The organism is Labrys sp. HAY1-8F (assembly GCF_056754975.1).
This window is the reverse complement of record NZ_JBPGWZ010000002.1, coordinates 676,360-690,981: the sequence shown is the minus strand read 5'-3', so window position 1 is coordinate 690,981 and position 14,622 is coordinate 676,360. Positions and strand designations below refer to the sequence as shown.

General features: G+C 63.2%; 19 protein-coding genes. 16 read left to right on the top strand and 3 right to left on the bottom strand.

The features are described from left to right. Positions 1 to 48 precede the first annotated feature (48 nt). Positions 49 to 1,344, bottom strand: coding sequence for a COG3904 family protein (locus ACR9ZN_RS12230; protein WP_481272338.1), 1,296 nt, complete (start codon positions 1,342 to 1,344; stop codon positions 49 to 51). A gap of 283 nt (positions 1,345 to 1,627) precedes the next feature. On the opposite strand from ACR9ZN_RS12230, the gene ACR9ZN_RS12225 reads away from it, so the two are divergent. The 5 genes from ACR9ZN_RS12225 to ACR9ZN_RS12205 are packed head-to-tail and all read left to right on the top strand — an operon-like array spanning position 1,628 to position 4,601. Continuing rightward, on the top strand, positions 1,628 to 2,503 hold the full coding sequence (locus ACR9ZN_RS12225) for a caspase family protein (RefSeq protein WP_481272337.1): 876 nt from the start codon (positions 1,628 to 1,630) through the stop codon (positions 2,501 to 2,503). Beyond that, positions 2,490 to 2,783: a YARHG domain-containing protein gene (locus ACR9ZN_RS12220; protein WP_481272336.1), complete on the top strand. Its 294-nt coding sequence runs from the start codon at positions 2,490 to 2,492 to the stop codon at positions 2,781 to 2,783. Before ACR9ZN_RS12225 ends, ACR9ZN_RS12220 begins: the two co-directional genes overlap by 14 nt. A gap of 8 nt (positions 2,784 to 2,791) precedes the next feature. Continuing rightward, the gene (locus ACR9ZN_RS12215; RefSeq protein ID WP_454814152.1) at positions 2,792 to 3,565 is read left to right on the top strand and encodes a M15 family metallopeptidase; all 774 of its coding nucleotides are present in this window, start codon (positions 2,792 to 2,794) and stop codon (positions 3,563 to 3,565) included. Between the two features lie 23 nt (positions 3,566 to 3,588). Then, positions 3,589 to 4,086 (top strand): SixA phosphatase family protein, encoded by a 498-nt coding sequence (locus ACR9ZN_RS12210; protein WP_481272335.1) that lies wholly within the window; start codon positions 3,589 to 3,591, stop codon positions 4,084 to 4,086. Between the two features lie 56 nt (positions 4,087 to 4,142). After that, the gene (locus tag ACR9ZN_RS12205) at positions 4,143 to 4,601 is read left to right on the top strand and encodes a YccF domain-containing protein (RefSeq protein WP_454814150.1); all 459 of its coding nucleotides are present in this window, start codon (positions 4,143 to 4,145) and stop codon (positions 4,599 to 4,601) included. 36 nt (positions 4,602 to 4,637) lie between these two features. Here the strand turns inward: ACR9ZN_RS12205 and ACR9ZN_RS12200 are convergent, their stop codons facing one another. After that, positions 4,638 to 5,759, bottom strand: coding sequence for an aminotransferase (locus ACR9ZN_RS12200; protein ID WP_454814149.1), 1,122 nt, complete (start codon positions 5,757 to 5,759; stop codon positions 4,638 to 4,640). Between the two features lie 98 nt (positions 5,760 to 5,857). Between ACR9ZN_RS12200 and ACR9ZN_RS12195 the strand changes: the two genes are divergently transcribed. From ACR9ZN_RS12195 to ACR9ZN_RS12155, 9 genes are all read left to right on the top strand, one after another. After that, positions 5,858 to 6,400, top strand: a complete 543-nt coding sequence (locus tag ACR9ZN_RS12195) for a helix-turn-helix domain-containing protein (protein ID WP_454814148.1) — start codon at positions 5,858 to 5,860, stop codon at positions 6,398 to 6,400. A 188-nt stretch (positions 6,401 to 6,588) separates the two neighbouring features. Further along, positions 6,589 to 8,064, top strand: a complete 1,476-nt coding sequence (locus ACR9ZN_RS12190; protein ID WP_454814147.1) for a YcjX family GTP-binding protein — start codon at positions 6,589 to 6,591, stop codon at positions 8,062 to 8,064. 7 nt (positions 8,065 to 8,071) lie between these two features. After that, positions 8,072 to 9,094, top strand: coding sequence for a YcjF family protein (locus tag ACR9ZN_RS12185; RefSeq protein WP_481272334.1), 1,023 nt, complete (start codon positions 8,072 to 8,074; stop codon positions 9,092 to 9,094). A 115-nt stretch (positions 9,095 to 9,209) separates the two neighbouring features. Further along, the gene (gene dksA, locus ACR9ZN_RS12180; RefSeq protein WP_068290966.1) at positions 9,210 to 9,629 is read left to right on the top strand and encodes an RNA polymerase-binding protein DksA; all 420 of its coding nucleotides are present in this window, start codon (positions 9,210 to 9,212) and stop codon (positions 9,627 to 9,629) included. A 315-nt stretch (positions 9,630 to 9,944) separates the two neighbouring features. Continuing rightward, positions 9,945 to 10,319, top strand: coding sequence for a hypothetical protein (locus ACR9ZN_RS12175; protein WP_454814145.1), 375 nt, complete (start codon positions 9,945 to 9,947; stop codon positions 10,317 to 10,319). Positions 10,320 to 10,388: 69 nt separating this feature from the next. Next, entirely contained in the window at positions 10,389 to 10,889 is a 501-nt protein-coding gene (locus ACR9ZN_RS12170) for a copper chaperone PCu(A)C (RefSeq protein WP_434956709.1), read from the top strand. A gap of 14 nt (positions 10,890 to 10,903) precedes the next feature. Next, positions 10,904 to 11,500: an SCO family protein gene (locus ACR9ZN_RS12165; RefSeq protein ID WP_441771904.1), complete on the top strand. Its 597-nt coding sequence runs from the start codon at positions 10,904 to 10,906 to the stop codon at positions 11,498 to 11,500. Beyond that, positions 11,497 to 11,943, top strand: a complete 447-nt coding sequence (locus ACR9ZN_RS12160; protein WP_454814143.1) for a c-type cytochrome — start codon at positions 11,497 to 11,499, stop codon at positions 11,941 to 11,943. Before ACR9ZN_RS12165 ends, ACR9ZN_RS12160 begins: the two co-directional genes overlap by 4 nt. 166 nt (positions 11,944 to 12,109) lie before the next feature. After that, positions 12,110 to 12,538 carry a CBS domain-containing protein gene (locus ACR9ZN_RS12155; protein ID WP_434956707.1) on the top strand — a complete coding sequence of 143 codons (429 nt, stop codon included), beginning with the start codon at positions 12,110 to 12,112 and terminating at the stop codon, positions 12,536 to 12,538. Positions 12,539 to 12,779: 241 nt separating this feature from the next. Here the strand turns inward: ACR9ZN_RS12155 and ACR9ZN_RS12150 are convergent, their stop codons facing one another. Further along, positions 12,780 to 13,706, bottom strand: a complete 927-nt coding sequence (locus tag ACR9ZN_RS12150) for a LysR substrate-binding domain-containing protein (protein WP_454814142.1) — start codon at positions 13,704 to 13,706, stop codon at positions 12,780 to 12,782. Between the two features lie 117 nt (positions 13,707 to 13,823). On the opposite strand from ACR9ZN_RS12150, the gene ACR9ZN_RS12145 reads away from it, so the two are divergent. After that, the gene (locus ACR9ZN_RS12145; protein WP_454814141.1) at positions 13,824 to 14,219 is read left to right on the top strand and encodes a tautomerase family protein; all 396 of its coding nucleotides are present in this window, start codon (positions 13,824 to 13,826) and stop codon (positions 14,217 to 14,219) included. Beyond that, positions 14,216 to 14,614, top strand: a complete 399-nt coding sequence (locus tag ACR9ZN_RS12140) for a cupin domain-containing protein (protein ID WP_481272333.1) — start codon at positions 14,216 to 14,218, stop codon at positions 14,612 to 14,614. The genes ACR9ZN_RS12145 and ACR9ZN_RS12140 overlap by 4 nt, the downstream gene beginning before the upstream one ends. The last annotated feature ends 8 nt before the right edge of the window (positions 14,615 to 14,622 follow it).

The following is a 14,622-nucleotide window of genomic DNA, read 5'->3' as shown; positions in this document are numbered from 1 at the left end:
ATTTGGCGTCCTGAGATAGCGGGCGCCCACGCGCCCGCGCATCGCTATTCAAGCGCCGCAGGCAGCCATGGCGTCGTCGAGCGTCTTCGAGGCGCCCTCGGTGGGGACTGCCTCGGAACGGCCGACGGGTTCACCGGCCTTGTTGAGCACGGCAACGGTGAGATTGCCGCTTCTAGGCAGATCCTTGACATCCTTGGCGGCGAGCAGAGCGGCAATGCTCTGTTCGCCATTTCCGGCGGCCCCAACGCTGTCGATTGCAATCTGGCGTCCGGCAATCCTCAGCGAACGGGCCGACACCGCAGCGGCACGCATGCGCTCGAGATCGAGTGGCGCCAGCGCCTTGAAGGAGAGTTCGAGACGTGCCGTCTTGTTGTCGCGGCAGGCGAGGGCGACACGGAATTGCTCGCTGGCAAATTCCGCGGTTGCCGGCAGGCCCACGGCCTGGATGAGGGTCCAGCGGCCATGGTTGGCCGACGGGGTGCCGGGCGAGGTCTTGAGCCCCACGCTCGGCTTGGCGACGGCGGCCATGGGCTGGTCGGTCCCGCCGCCACCAAGCAGGCTGGAAGCCGTGACAGGTTCATCGGAGGCCGGCAGCAGAGCCGTGGCGACCCCGACCGGGATCCACTGGCTTTCGGGCAGGACGTCGAGGCTGTTGAACGGGGTGCGCAGGGTGGTGGTGAAGAAGGCTTCGTTCACCCCCATATTCTTGACGAAATCATAGACGCTGACGACCTCTCGGCCATAGTCGCGCACGATCTGCCCCATTTCGCGGGCATCAAAGCTCTCGCCGTCGGTGAATTGCGGCGAGAATTGATGCACGCCCACCTTCGAGCCGGGCACGACGAAACGCGCCGTGCCGCCAAGCATCACCATGGTGCAGGCTGAGAAGCAGCCCGCCTGATTGAAGACAGCCTGACCGCGCTGAAGGCGTGCCTGGCCGATCACAGTCGTCCACCCGGCCTTGCGGATGCGGCGTCCCATGATCAAGGCAGGCTGCACCTTGCCGCCGATCGATTCGAAGGCAATGACCACCTTCGGCGCATCGGCGGCCGGCAATTGCCCGTCCGCAGGTTCCGCCGGCAGGACGCCGCTCAGGCGGTTCTGCGAGAGGAAGACAGAGAAATTTCGCGAAGTTTCGTCAACGACCTGGCCCGAGGCGTTGATCACCACGCATCCCGGGCAGGATTTGCCGGACGCGACGATGCTGAATTGCATGGGCTGGGACTCATCGCCCGCCTGAACCGTGCCGGTCGCTGCAAACAAGGCGAGAACCGCGAGGCTGGCCGGTGTGCCCGGCCGTGGCATGAATTGTTTCGCAATGGCGGCTGCCTGGCGCAAATCCACGGCCTCTCCGATCCCGTACACAACACTTGGGTGGCAGCCTTCATGGCCGCAAGCGCTGCTTCGTTGCAAGGATGAAATCGGCGAAATTGCCTTGAATCATGAGACGGTTGGAGGGCGTGACAATCCTGCCACAGGCATCTTTCCGGAAAATTGTGCGGCGGGAATCGGCACATCTCGATGTGCCTTTTCGCGCGTTCGATGTGTTAACAAAAAGTGATACTCTGCCAAGGTGGGGCAGGACCGGTCGGACCATGATGATGCGACGTTTTATGTGGAGTCTTTTTTGCTCGCCGGCTTGCTAGTCGGGGGCGAGGCTCTGGCGGCCCAGAAGGCGGCCTTGGTGATCGGCAACAGTGCCTATCGCTCGGTGACGCCGCTGGTGAACCCGGCCAATGACGCCAACGACATGGCGGCGTCGCTGGGGCGGATCGGCTATGCGGTGACCCTGGTCAAGGATGGCGACCTGTCGGCGATGAATGACGGGCTCAGGGCGTTCCTGCGCGATGCCGATCATGCCGACAGCGTGGTGGTGTTCTATTCGGGCCATGGCGTGCAGGTGAAGGGGCGCAATTACCTCGTCCCGGTCTCGGCCAAGATCTCGGACGAGCTCGATCTGGATACCCAGACCCTGTCCTTGGACAAGCTTCTGGAACTGGTCGACAGCGCGGCGCCGAAGGTGAAGATCGTGATCCTGGATTCGTGCCGCGACAATCCCCTGACGCGCCAGCTGACGCGGGGGGCTGGTACACGCGGGCTGGCGCGCATCGATCTCGACGCCTCCTCGGCCAAGGGCACGCTGATCGCCTTTTCGACGGCGCCGGGCTCGGTGGCCCAGGATGGCAGCGGGCGCAACTCGCCCTTCACCACCGCGCTGCTTGCCCATATGGAGACGCCCGGCCTCGACATCCGCCAGATGTTCGGCCAGGTCAGGGCCGATGTCGACCAGTCGACCCAGGGCAGCCAGAACTCCCTGGGTGAACGAGGCCATCATCGGTTCCTTCGCCATGTCCGGAAAGATGGAGACGCCTCAACCTGTCAAGGCGATAACGGTCGAACCTCAGGCGAATTCTCAGTCTGTAACGCAACCCGCTGTCGAGCCTCAACCTCAGCCTCAGGCGCAGCCGGAATTCCAGCAGCAGGCTGCGGTGGAGCCGGTTGACCCCGCACCTGCGCCCCGCAACAGTCAGGTTGAATTCATTTTGCCGGAATCAGGGACCAGGCGATTGAACTGGAACGATATTTCGGGCCTGTCGGGGCAGCAATTGCGCCTAGCCCGCAACGAGATCTATGCGCGCCGTGGGCGCTATATGAAGGACACGCAATTGCGCGCCTATTTCTCCCAATTCTCCTGGTACCGTCCCTGGACCTGGGATATCGAACTCAGCGCCGTCGAGAAAGCCAATGTCGCTCTGATCCAGCGCGCCGAGGCTGGCCAATGAGAAGTGTCATGCGGACGGGAATGCTGGCTTTCGTGATCTCGACGGCCTTTGCGTCGACGGCGATGGCCGATACCGACTTGGATGCCCTGGTGGCGGCCTATCCCGATTTCATCGCCGGCTATGACACCAAGGATCTCATCCTGAAGAACGGCCAGCATATTGCACTTTCGAACGGTCTCGCCAGCAAGACGCCGGAACAGCGCATCGAAAAGGCCGATATCCGCGACATGTTCGCCATGCCCTATACGCTTGGGGTGCATTACAAGCAGCCGGCCACGCCGGCCGACGATCCCGGCCGCGCCCGCAACCAGGCACTGTTCGATGCCATGTATGGAGACTGCACGAAAGGGCAGGTCAAGCTCAAGACAATCCAGTGGCTGCCCGGCTTGGGAGGCGGCACGCTGCGCGTGGCCACAGCCAATGGCGTTGCCGATCGGCTCGAGGCCGTCTCGCGTGATCTCGAGGCCCTGCCGGCCAAATTCCACGTTTATCTCAAGCCTTCGGCCGGAACTTTCAATTGCCGCGTGATCGCCGGCACCTCGCGCATGAGCATGCACGCCTATGCCGCTGCGATCGACATCAATGTGAAGTTCACCGATTATTGGCGCTGGGGCGGTGCCAAGAAGGAGACGGACAAGGTCTCCTACAAGAACCGCATCCCGATGGAGATTGTCGAGGTTTTCGAAAAGCACGGCTTTATCTGGGGCGGGAAGTGGTACCACTACGATACCATGCATTTCGAATATCGGCCTGAAATCATTGCATTGTCGAAGAAATCTTAAGTGATTGATCAATGAAGCGCCTGATGTTGCTGCGGCATGCAAAATCCGATTATCCCGCGGGCGTTTCCGACCATGAACGTCCGCTCGCGTCGCGGGGGCAGCGTGATGCGCCGCGCATGGGGCGGGAGATCGCACGGCGCGGCCTGTGGCCTGATCATGTGATCGCCTCGACCGCGCGCCGCACGCGCGAGACACTGACCCTGATCGAGGGCAGCCTGGGCCCACACACGCTACATTTCGAGCGGGCGATCTATGAGGCTCCGCCGGAAGCGATATTGCGCGTCATCCGGACGGTGGCGCCCGAGATAGGGACCCTGCTGGTCGTCGGGCATAATCCCGGCCTGGAGCAGGTCGCGGCTTTCCTGACGAAGGGAGCGGGGACTGTGGCCGATCCGCTCAGCGGCAAATTTCCTACCGCTGCCCTTGCCGTTCTCGACTTCGAGATCGACGACTGGAACGAAATTGCCGGTCATCAGGGCTCTCTAGCCCTGTTTCTCACGCCCAAAGCGCTGGATCGCTAGAGCGTTTTATGTCGAGTAATTTAGCAGCAAGTTCAGTGGATTGGAAGGACAGGCTGATGCGATTGATCGGAAACCTGATCTGGTTCGTCTTTGGTGGTATCTTCCTGGGTATCGCCTGGTTTCTGCTCGGCGTGCTTGCCTTCATTACCATTGTCGGCATTCCGTGGGGGCGGGCCTGCTTGACGATCTCGAACTTCTGTTTCTTTCCGTTCGGGCGCGAGGCGATCAGCCGGCGGGAGCTCTATCAGAAGGACGATATCGGCACCGGCGGCTTCGGCTTGATTGGGAATGTGATCTGGTTCGTCTTCGCCGGCCTCTGGCTGGCGATCGGCCACGTCTGCTCGGCGCTGTTCTGCTTCATCACCATCATCGGCATTCCCTTCGGCATCCAGCACCTCAAGCTTGCCGGCATCGCCATCGCACCGATCGGGCAGACCATCGTCTCCAGGGAGGTGGCCGAGGCCGCCCGGCGCAGCAGCGCGCACGCGCGGGTGGAGATGCTGAGGCGCCGGTAGGCTGGAAATGCCGATAATGTTCGCTATGGCAGGGCTTTAGTCGAACTCTTTCAGAAACTCGCTCACGCGAGTGAGGCCCTCCCGCAGGACCGTGCTGCCATTGGCGTAGCCGATGCGCAGATATCCCTCCATGTCCATGGCGCTGCCGGGCGTGAACAACACACCGGTGCGTTCCAGTAGGCGGATGCAGAAGGCTTCCGAGGCGACGGGAAGGTCGTATTTCAAGAGCGCCGTGGTGCCCGAGCGCGGCTTGAGATAGCTGATCCGCGGCTGCTCCGCGACCCAGGCATCGAGGATGGCGAGGTTGCCGCGCACGATCGAACGGCTGCGCGCCAGGACCTTGTCACGGTTCTCCAGCGCCATGGTAGCGAAATGATCGTCGATCATGCCGACACTGATGGTGTTGTAGTCGCGGTGGATGGAGACGGCGTGGATGAGGTCGACGGGGCCAGCGATCCAGCCGAGGCGCAGGCCCGCCAGCGAATAGGCCTTGGACATGCTGGCGGTGCTGATGCCCTTCTCATAGAGATCAGCCATGGAGGCGGTGAAGCCGTCGCCCTCCTGGTCGATGCCGCGATAGACCTCGTCACATAGCACATAGGCGCCGCAAGCACGGGCGATGGCGGCGATCTCGGTCAGGAAGGCCTCGTCCATCAGCGCGCCCGTGGGATTGTTGGGATTGTTGATGGCGATCAGCTTGGTGCCGGGCAGGGCGAGGCGACGCAGTTCTTCGAGATCGGGCAGGAAGCCGTTCTCCTCGCGCAGTTTCAGGATCTGCACGTCGGCGCCATAGCTGGCAGGAATCGAATAATGCTGCTGATAGGTCGGCAGCACCGAGATCACGCGGTCGCCGGGCTCGACCAAGGTTTCGTGCACGAGGGCGTTGGCGCCGATCGCGCCGTGGGCCACCACGATATTCTCGATTTTCTGCCTGGCATAGGTCGCCGCAATGCTGGCGCGCAGCCTCTCGCTGCCCTCGATGGCACCATAGGTCATCTTCATGGCCAAGAGGTCGTCGAGCGCGCTCTGGGGCTTGCCGGCGATCTCCAGCAATTGCGCGATCGTCAGGGATTCGACGCAAGTCTCCGCCAGATTGTGCGAACAATGGTTCTCATACCCATTCATCCAGATCTCGACGCCGAAATTGCGAATCTTCATGACCGATTGCCGCCTTGCCTGTTGCGCATTATATTGCTCATCCATATGTGCATTATATTGCGCAGTCAAGGGACGAAGATGGCAGGGATGAGGGTGGAATGACGGACGTGCTCGTCCATGTCGGAGCTAATGTCAGGCGCCTGCGCGCCGCGGCGGGGTTGAGCCAGGCGGCCCTTGCCGAGACCAGCGGCCTCAGCCGGCGGCTGATCGTCGCGGTGGAGGCGGGGGACGCCAATATCTCGCTGGCCAATCTCGACCGGCTGGCCGGAGTCCTCGGCGTGGACTTCGGGGCGATCGTCCGTGATCCTGGCCAGGCCGGCAATCAGCGTGTCGATCAACTCGGCTGGCGTGGGGCGCATCCCGGCAGCAGGGCTGCCTTCTTGGGCGCCGCTCCGGCGCGGCAGGCGGCCGAGCTCTGGATTTGGAGCCTCGGCCCGGGAGACCGCTACAATGCGCTGCCGGACGCCGATGGGTGGCGCGAGATGCTCTATGTCACCGAGGGGACGCTGACGGTCGAGACCGGAGGAGGGAACCAGGTCGTCCCGGCCGGAGATTTCCTCATCTTCGACAGCGCGCAGTCCTACAGCTATGTGAACGCCGGGGAGATCGTCGTGCGTTTCGTGCGCAACGTGGTGTCTTGACAGTCCCCAGCCTGCACGCGCCTGTCTCCACGAGCGGACAAGATGTCCGCGGTCCCGGCCGCGGTGTTTTTGGGCGCGAGCCTTCCTCGGTTTGCGGGGCAATGCCCAGGCTGGGCGACAGCCATGATTGTAGCGTTTCGACTGTCATGCTGGAATTTTGCCGCACTTGCCCCTAAGTGATGCGGACCATGCCGCCACAAGCTCCCTCCTGGATGTCCGTGTTCGACGAAGCGCTGATCGCGGCCAAGAGCCTGGCGGGCTTCGCCGCGTCGAGTTTCAATCCCACCGTCCGCCTCGGCGTCACCGGCCTTTCGCGTGCCGGCAAGACCGTGTTCATCACGGCTTTGGTGCAGGCCCTTGTCGAGGGCGGACGCCTGCCGGTGTTTCGCGCCCAGGCCGAGGGTCGCATCGCCAATTCCTCGCTGTCGCCGCAGCCGGACGATACGGTGCCTCGTTTTGACTATGAGGCCCATCTCACCGATCTCACCGGGCCGGGGCGGCATTGGCCCGATTCTACACGCCAGATCTCGGAACTGCGCCTGGTCATCGATTTCCAGTCGAACCGGCGCTTTGCCACGGGCATGTCGCGGCTGACCCTTGATATCGTCGATTATCCCGGCGAATGGCTGCTCGACCTGCCGCTGTTGAATATGAGCTACGCCGAATGGTCGGCGCAGACGATTGCCGCCAGCCGCGAGGGATCGCGTCTCGCCATCGCCGGTCCCTGGCATGACATGCTGGCCAGGCTCGATCCTGCTGCCGCGGAGAACGAGACCCTGGCGCGCGAGGCGGCGGCGCTCTTCACGGCCTATCTCAAGGCTGGGCGCGACGAGCGCTTCGCACTCTCGACCCTGCCGCCGGGCCGCTTCCTGCTGCCGGGCGATCTCGAAGGTTCGCCGGCCCTGACCTTTGCACCGCTCGATCTTTCCCAGGCCGGGGAAGCACAATCGGGCTCCCTCCATGCCATGATGGAGCGGCGTTTCGAGGCCTATAAGCACAAGGTCGTGCGGCCCTTCTTCACGCATCACTTCGCCCGGCTCGATCGTCAGATCGTGCTGGTCGATGCGCTTTCGGCGCTCAATGCCGGTCCCCAGGCGGTACACGATCTCGAAACCGCCCTGACATCGGTGCTGTCGGCCTTTCGGGTCGGGGCCAATAGCTGGTGGTCGGCGATCTTCCGGCCGCGCATCCAAAAGATCCTGTTCGCGGCGACCAAGGCCGACCATCTGCATCACACCAGCCATGACCGTCTCGAGGCGATCCTGCGCAAGATGGCAGATGGCGCGATCGGCCGGGCCGCCTTTTCAGGCGCCAGCGTGGATGTGGTGGCGCTCGCCTCCATCCGCGCGACGCGGGAAGCCAGCGTCAAGCAGGGCCGCGAAAACCTGCCCTGCATCATTGGCACGCCCATGGCCGGCGAGCGCTCGGCCGACGAGGTCTTTGACGGTGAGGCCGAGATCGCGGTGTTTCCGGGTGAACTGCCCGAGGACCCCGACGCAGTCTTCTCGGGTACTGGCTTCAACGGCCTCGAAAACCTGCGGGAAGGCGGGGTCGACTATCGTTTCATCCGCTTCCGCCCGCCCAGACTGGAAGAAGGACAGATCTTTCCCCATATTCGCCTGGATCGGGCGCTCGAATTCCTGGTCGGCGATAAACTGGCGTGAGTGAATAATGACGGAACCCCGCAAGCCGCGTGCCTTCCGCCTCGACGATCCTAATGTGGTGATGGCCGATACGCCAGTGGCGGCGGCGATGCGGCGCGGCCACGTGGTGGTGACGCCCGAACCGGAGGCGTTCGAGGAGGAAGTTGCCGAACCCGCGCCGCAACGGCCTCGCCGTTCGCGTTGGGGCACCTTGTTCTGGTCGGCCGTGGGCGGACTGGTCTCGCTCACCGTCGGTCTGTCGCTCGCCAAGCTGGTCGACGATCTCTTCTCCTATGCAAGCTGGCTCGGCTGGCTCGGCGCTGCCTTGACCGGGCTTGCGGCGTTGGCTTTCGCGGTCATCGCCATTCGGGAACTGACCGGCCTGATGCGCCTGTCGCGCATCGAGCATCTGCACGATCGGGCGATGCTGGCCATTGCCAAGGATGACCGCGAGGCGGCGCGCGGCCTGTCGCGTGATCTCGTCAAGCTCTATGCCGCCAGTCCCCGCATGGCCCGGGCCCGTGCGGCGGTGGAGGCGGCGGCGGGCGATATCGTCGATGGCGCCGATTTGATCAGGGTCACCGAGCGTGAGCTGATGGGGCCGCTCGATGCGGAGGCCCGGCAGATCATCGCCGATGCGGCCAAGCGGGTGTCGCTGGTCACCGCTGTGAGCCCGCGTGCTCTGGTCGACATGTTTTTCGTGAGCGCGGAGACGCTGCGCGTGATCCGGCGGCTGGCGACGCTCTATGGCGGCCGGCCGGGTGGCCTCGGCATGATGCGGCTCCTGCGCCATGCCCTCGGCAATCTCGCTGTCACCGGCGGAATGGCCGCCGGTGATTCCCTGATCAGCCAGGCGCTTGGCCACGGCCTGGCCTCGCGGATATCAGCCAAGCTGGGCGAGGGGGTCCTGAACGGTATCCTCACGGCGCGCCTCGGACTGGCGGCAATGCTGGCGACACGGCCGATGCCCTTCGATGCCCTGCCGAGGCCGGGCGTGACGGATGTCGCCGGCGGCCTCATTCTAAAGAGCAAGGAGGACGCCACCCCCTAAGCCATGTGCACAACTTTATCGTTTTCAACGAATCGGTGACAACGAAGATCATTGTCGTGGCGCGTCACTGAGACTATAGACCTCTCGCCCAGTAGCGGAGTGTTGGGATTCTTACATGACTTCATTGAGTGTAGATACCAATTATCGGCCGACTGACGACGAGCCTTTCATGAACGAGCGTCAGCGGGACTATTTCCGGCGCAAGCTCAATGCCTGGAAGCTCGACATCCTGCGCGAGGCGCAGGATACCATCGCCAATCTGCAGGCCGAAAACGAGAACCACCCCGATCTAGCCGATCGTGCCTCTTCGGAAACGGATCGCGCCATCGAATTGCGGGCCCGGGATCGTCAGCGCAAGCTGATCTCCAAGATCGAGGCGGCACTTGCCCGCATCGAGGACGGATCCTACGGCTTTTGCGAGGAAACGGGTGAACCGATCTCGCTCAAGCGCCTCGATGCCAGGCCAATCGCGACCTTGTCGCTGGAAGCCCAGGAACGGCATGAGCGTCGTGAGCGTGTCTATCGCGACGACTAGAACGTTCTGCGATCCGGGAACTGACCTGGATCACAGAAGCTGTCGAAACGAGGAGATAGAGCAAGGAAGCGCTACCGTTAAAATGCGCGCTTTGCTCTGGAGCTTTGACGACTGCCGGTCTTCTCGGTGCCATCAAGAGATGGAGCTGAGAAGACCGGCATTTTTGTTTTTCGGGACCCATATCGGCCGGCGCGCGCCTTGATCGCACGGTAGGGACGCTCATTTCTGAGCGCCCCAACCGCGATCGCCCTGCGGCGGCTCATGCGCCACGGCGCCGCCTTGACTTTCAAGCGCCGCTCGGCTGCATATGCCGCCATGGTTCCGTCCCGCCTCGCCCCATTGCTGCGGCAATGTCTTGCCGCACTGCTTGCTCTTGGGCTGCTGCTCAACGGCATGGGTGGCGCCCTCGCGCGGGAGGGCGGCCGGGACGGCGCCGCGACCGTCATCATCGCGGGCACCGTCGTCACCATCTGCCAGTTCGGCGACGGCGATGCCGGTGACAGGGCGCATGGCGGCCATTCCTGTGACCAGTGTGCCCTGCGTCTGGCTCCGACCTTGCCGACGATCCTGGCGGTTGCCAGCATCGTCCGTTTCCCACAGGCCTTCAAATTCCTCCCGACACGGGCATTCCTGGCGCTGGTCCCGCAGGACCGCCGACAGGCCTGGCCACGCGGGCCGCCATTGAGCTGAACGGTTCACCATTTTCGCCAGTCCTTCCCCGCAGCCTGCAAGGCTGTTCGACATCGTTCAGGTTTTTCCATGAAGCTCGTTTCATTTGCTGGCGCCCGGATACTCAGTGTTCTGGTGCTCACCTCCACGCTCGCCTCCGCGGCCCTCGCCCATGACTACAAGGCTGGCACGCTCCAGATCGCCCATCCCTGGACTCGAGCCACCCCGCAGGGGGCGCCGGTCGCAGGCGGCTACACCGCTATCGAGAATACGGGCGATCAACCCGACAGGCTGATCGGCGGCAGTTTCTCGGCATCCTCCGGCTTTTCGATCCACCAGATGTCGAACCAGGATGGCGTCATGAAGATGGCGCCCGTTCAAGGCGGGCTCGAAATTCCCGCTCACGGCAAGGTTGAACTCAGCCCGTCATCCTTCCATCTGATGTTCACCGGGCTCAAGCAGCAGCTCAAGCCCAACCAGTCCATCGACGGCACGCTGGTGTTCGAGAAAGCCGGTACGGTGTCCGTGAAGTTCAAGGTCGAAGCCATCGGTGCCAAGCAGCCGGCCGAGGCCGACCACAGCAACCATTGAGACGGGAGGCGTTCATGACTCTCAAATCCAATCGTCTCCAGTTGGTGGTTCTCGTCGCGCTGCTCGCCGTGCTGGCGGCAGCCGGGGTGCTGGCGCTGCAGAGCATGGGTGGCAAGCCGACAGCCCAGTCCAGCTTCATCGGTGGTGATTTCAGCCTGACCAATCAGGACGGCAAGCCGGTGACCCAGGCCAACTTCCTGGGTAAGCCGACCGCTTATTTCTTCGGCTACACCAATTGCCCTGATGCCTGCCCGACCACGCTGACCGACATGACCGATCGCCTCAAGGCGCTCGGACCGGACGGAGACAAGTTCAACGTGGTGTTCGTCTCGGTGGACCCGGCGCGCGATACACCCCAACTGCTCAAGACCTATCTGGAGAGCTTCGATCCGCGCATCACCGCCGCCACCGGCACCCCCGAGCAGGTGACCGACATCATCAAGAAGTTCCGTGTCTACGCCAAGAAGGTCGGGGAGGGGGACGGCTACACCTTCGACCATTCCACGGCGGTCTATCTGATGAACGCCAAGGGTGAATTGGTGACGCTGATCGACTACCAGGCCCCCCGTGAGGAGGCGCTGGAAAAGATGCGCCGCGCGCTCACCTCGTGAACAGGACTGTCTGGTTCGGCCTGGCCGCGGCGCTTGGTGGTGTCGCGGTCGGGACCTTCATTGCCTTGCGCTCGGCCGGCGAGGTCGCGGCGCCTCCGCCGTCTGCCCAGGTCGTGGCCGACATCCGCCCGCCAGAGGCGACGTTCGACCCGGTGTTCGAACCCTGCGCGCACTGCCATCAGATCGGACGCGGGGCGCGCTCCGCGACGGGACCGATCCTGCAGGGCCTTGCGAACCGCAAGGCCGGCACACTGCCCGGCTATCCCTTCTCGCCGGCGATGCAGGCAAGCGGGCTGACCTGGGACGCCGCCACGCTCGATCGCTTCATCGCGGCGCCGCAGGCCGTGGTACCCGGCACACGCATGATCTATGCTGGGATGGATGATGTCGAACGGCGCAAGGCCCTCGTCGAGTTCATTGTGAGGGCGGGTTCAGGTTCCTGAGGGCAGAGACCGTAAATCGATTCACTGCTTGGTTGCATTTGAACCAACCCCTTGCGCGATGGGCGAGCAGACGCCATCATCTTAGATGGGGCTGGTCGTCCCTCGTCGGGATTCTCCCCCAAGATCAAGACGCTGCAGGCGCACGTTCAGTCTGAGGAGAGTATCTATGACTGTTGCACAGATCCTGAAGGGCAAGGGCCGCGACATCGTCGCTCTGTCGCCGGACGCCACCATTGCCGAAGCTTCGCGGACGCTCGCCGAAAAGCGCATCGGCGCAGTGTTGATCACCCACAAAAATGGCAGCATCGCCGGAATCCTGTCGGAGCGCGATGTCGTGCGCGCATTGGCCAAGGCCTCGGCCGAGGGGTTCGAACATCCCGTATCCAAGCATATGACGGCCAAGGTCGAAACCGTTCACGAGCAGGACACCATTCCCCACATCATGGAGAGGATGACGGCCGGCAAGTTCCGTCACATGCCGGTGGTCGAAAATGGCTTGCCGGTCGGCATCGTCTCGATCGGCGACGTGGTGAAGTTCCGCCTGGCCGAAATGGAAGCGGAAGCCAAGGCGATGCGCGAATATATTACGGCCTAAAGCCAATGTGGTTCACGCAGGCGTCGTCACGCTTGCACCACCTTTGTCATTGCCGGGCCTGATCCGGCAATCCGGTTCCGTGGCTTCTGAATAGCCGGATCAAGCCCGGCTATGACAAATCGGAGTGCCTTCCCCCAAAGTAAACTGCATTGGGCCTTCGCGTTTGCGAGCCGGCGCAATCGTCCCCAAATGCAGGGATGCTTTGAAGGAGCAGACGTCAGCGCGATTTGCTCCGGGATCGTCAGGCGACTTTTTTGGGCAGGAGAGGCTGGCTCAGGCTCTCCCGCATGATCTCGCTCAGCCGGTCGGTGGCAGCATTGTGCTGTGCCTGCGTGCGATGCAATAGCAGCGGTAATGTCGGCAATCGCAACGGCAACCCACTTTCCTCGCCGAGCGTGGCAAGATGGCTCGGCAGGCCGATCTCGGTACGCAAGGTTACGCCCAGTCCACTCGAGATCGCCGCCCATAGACCGGCGAGGCTGGTGCTGGTCACCGCGATGCGCCAGGCAATGCCGGCGCGGTCGAGCGTCTCGGTCGCAACGCTGCGAAACAGGCAGGGAGCCTCGAACATTACCAGCGGCAAAGGTTCATCCGGCCCTGCCTGTCGATCGCCGGGTCGCCACCCGGACAGTCCGTCTCGATGGCCGATCCACCGCATCGCGATGTCGGCGAGATGCTCGCCGGCCATGGCGGCCGGAGCCTCCCTCGTCTGATCGCCCCAGGCGATGGCGAGGTCGAGTTCGGCGCTGGCGATTCGTTTCAACAGGTCGGCATTGCGGGCAAGCCGGGTTTCGATGCGCGTTTTGGGGTGAGCTCGTGCGAAACGGCCGAGAATTTGCGGCAGCAATGTCTCTCCGAGATCCTCCTGCACACCGAAGCGGACATGGCCGGCAAGATCGGCACCGCCCAGAGCCGATACCGCCTCGTCGTTGAGGGCGAGCAGCCGGCGTGCATAGGTCAGCAGCGTCTCGCCAGCCTCGGTCAGCGCCAGGCCGCGGCCGGCCTTGCGGAACAGGGCCGTTCCCGCCTGTTCCTCCAATTTCTTGAGCTGGGCGCTGACAGCGGAGGTGGAACGGCCGAGATGCTCGGCCGCGCGGGCATAGCTGCCCAGTTCCATGCCGGTGACGAAGCTGCGTAGCACGTCGATGTCGAAATTGACCAGGCGCACGATAATCGTCCTATTTTTCAGGATTAAATATCAAATATTTCCTGATTTTCAGGATGAACATGCAATGAGATGATGTGCGGGTCAAGGCAGCAGGCCTTGCAGTTGAGGACATTCGTCATGCCTTTCGCCCGCATCTCGCTCCGCAAGGGAAAATCCCCCGATTATCTCCGCACCCTGTCGGACAATCTGCATCGCGCCTTGGTCGAAGCCTTCGAGGTTCCGCAGGCCGACCGTTTCCAGATCATCGAGCAACTCGATCCGGAAGCGCTGATCTATGATCGCGGCTATTTCAGCGGCGAGCGTTCCGATGATTTCGTGCTCATCGCCATCACGGCGGGGCGCCCGCGCAGCACGGCGGTGAAGCAGCAATTCTACCGGCGTGCGGTGCAGTTGCTCACGCAGGCGCCGGGCCTGCGGCCCGACGACGTCATGATCGTCATCACTACCACCGAGCGAGACGGCTGGTCCTTCAGCAACGGCCTCACGCAGATGGTGGAAGAGGTACCCGCATGAACCCGCCGGGCCTACCCAACGAGATGACCGTAATCCGGGCAGGCGAGGCGATAGAGAACGCGCCGGACAACATCGCATCCGCCCCCTTCCGGGTGGAGCATCTGATCGCGGGCGAGCAGGACGGCGAGCCTACCGCGATGCGTGCCATGCTGGATGCTGGCGTGCGTACGCATTGGCACAGCCATCCTCGGGGGCAATTGCTGCTGGCGGTGAGCGGTAGCGGCCTGGCGCAACGGCGCGACGGCCCGCTCGTCGCACTCAGCCCGGGCGACGCGGTCTGGTTCGCGCCCGGTGAATTGCATTGGCATGGGGCTGGAGAGGCCGATGCCTTCATCTATGTCAGCGTCCAGGCGCTGCAGAATGGCCGTGCCGTGCAATGGCACGAGCCGGTGTGAGGAGGCTC

Bases quoted from the DNA above. Each gene is read 5' to 3' on its own strand.
- ACR9ZN_RS12215 (WP_454814152.1), top strand. From the start codon at position 2,792: ATGCGGACGGGAATGCTGGCTTTCGTGATCTCGACGGCCTTTGCGTCG.
- ACR9ZN_RS12210 (WP_481272335.1), top strand. From the start codon at position 3,589: ATGTTGCTGCGGCATGCAAAATCCGATTATCCCGCGGGCGTTTCCGAC.
- ACR9ZN_RS12205 (WP_454814150.1), top strand. From the start codon at position 4,143: ATGCGATTGATCGGAAACCTGATCTGGTTCGTCTTTGGTGGTATCTTC.
- ACR9ZN_RS12200 (WP_454814149.1), bottom strand. From the start codon at position 5,759: ATGAAGATTCGCAATTTCGGCGTCGAGATCTGGATGAATGGGTATGAG.
- ACR9ZN_RS12195 (WP_454814148.1), top strand. From the start codon at position 5,858: ATGACGGACGTGCTCGTCCATGTCGGAGCTAATGTCAGGCGCCTGCGC.
- ACR9ZN_RS12190 (WP_454814147.1), top strand. From the start codon at position 6,589: ATGCCGCCACAAGCTCCCTCCTGGATGTCCGTGTTCGACGAAGCGCTG.
- ACR9ZN_RS12185 (WP_481272334.1), top strand. From the start codon at position 8,072: ATGACGGAACCCCGCAAGCCGCGTGCCTTCCGCCTCGACGATCCTAAT.
- dksA (WP_068290966.1), top strand. From the start codon at position 9,210: ATGACTTCATTGAGTGTAGATACCAATTATCGGCCGACTGACGACGAG.
- ACR9ZN_RS12175 (WP_454814145.1), top strand. From the start codon at position 9,945: ATGGTTCCGTCCCGCCTCGCCCCATTGCTGCGGCAATGTCTTGCCGCA.
- ACR9ZN_RS12170 (WP_434956709.1), top strand. From the start codon at position 10,389: ATGAAGCTCGTTTCATTTGCTGGCGCCCGGATACTCAGTGTTCTGGTG.
- ACR9ZN_RS12165 (WP_441771904.1), top strand. From the start codon at position 10,904: ATGACTCTCAAATCCAATCGTCTCCAGTTGGTGGTTCTCGTCGCGCTG.
- ACR9ZN_RS12155 (WP_434956707.1), top strand. From the start codon at position 12,110: ATGACTGTTGCACAGATCCTGAAGGGCAAGGGCCGCGACATCGTCGCT.
- ACR9ZN_RS12145 (WP_454814141.1), top strand. From the start codon at position 13,824: ATGCCTTTCGCCCGCATCTCGCTCCGCAAGGGAAAATCCCCCGATTAT.
- ACR9ZN_RS12140 (WP_481272333.1), top strand. From the start codon at position 14,216: ATGAACCCGCCGGGCCTACCCAACGAGATGACCGTAATCCGGGCAGGC.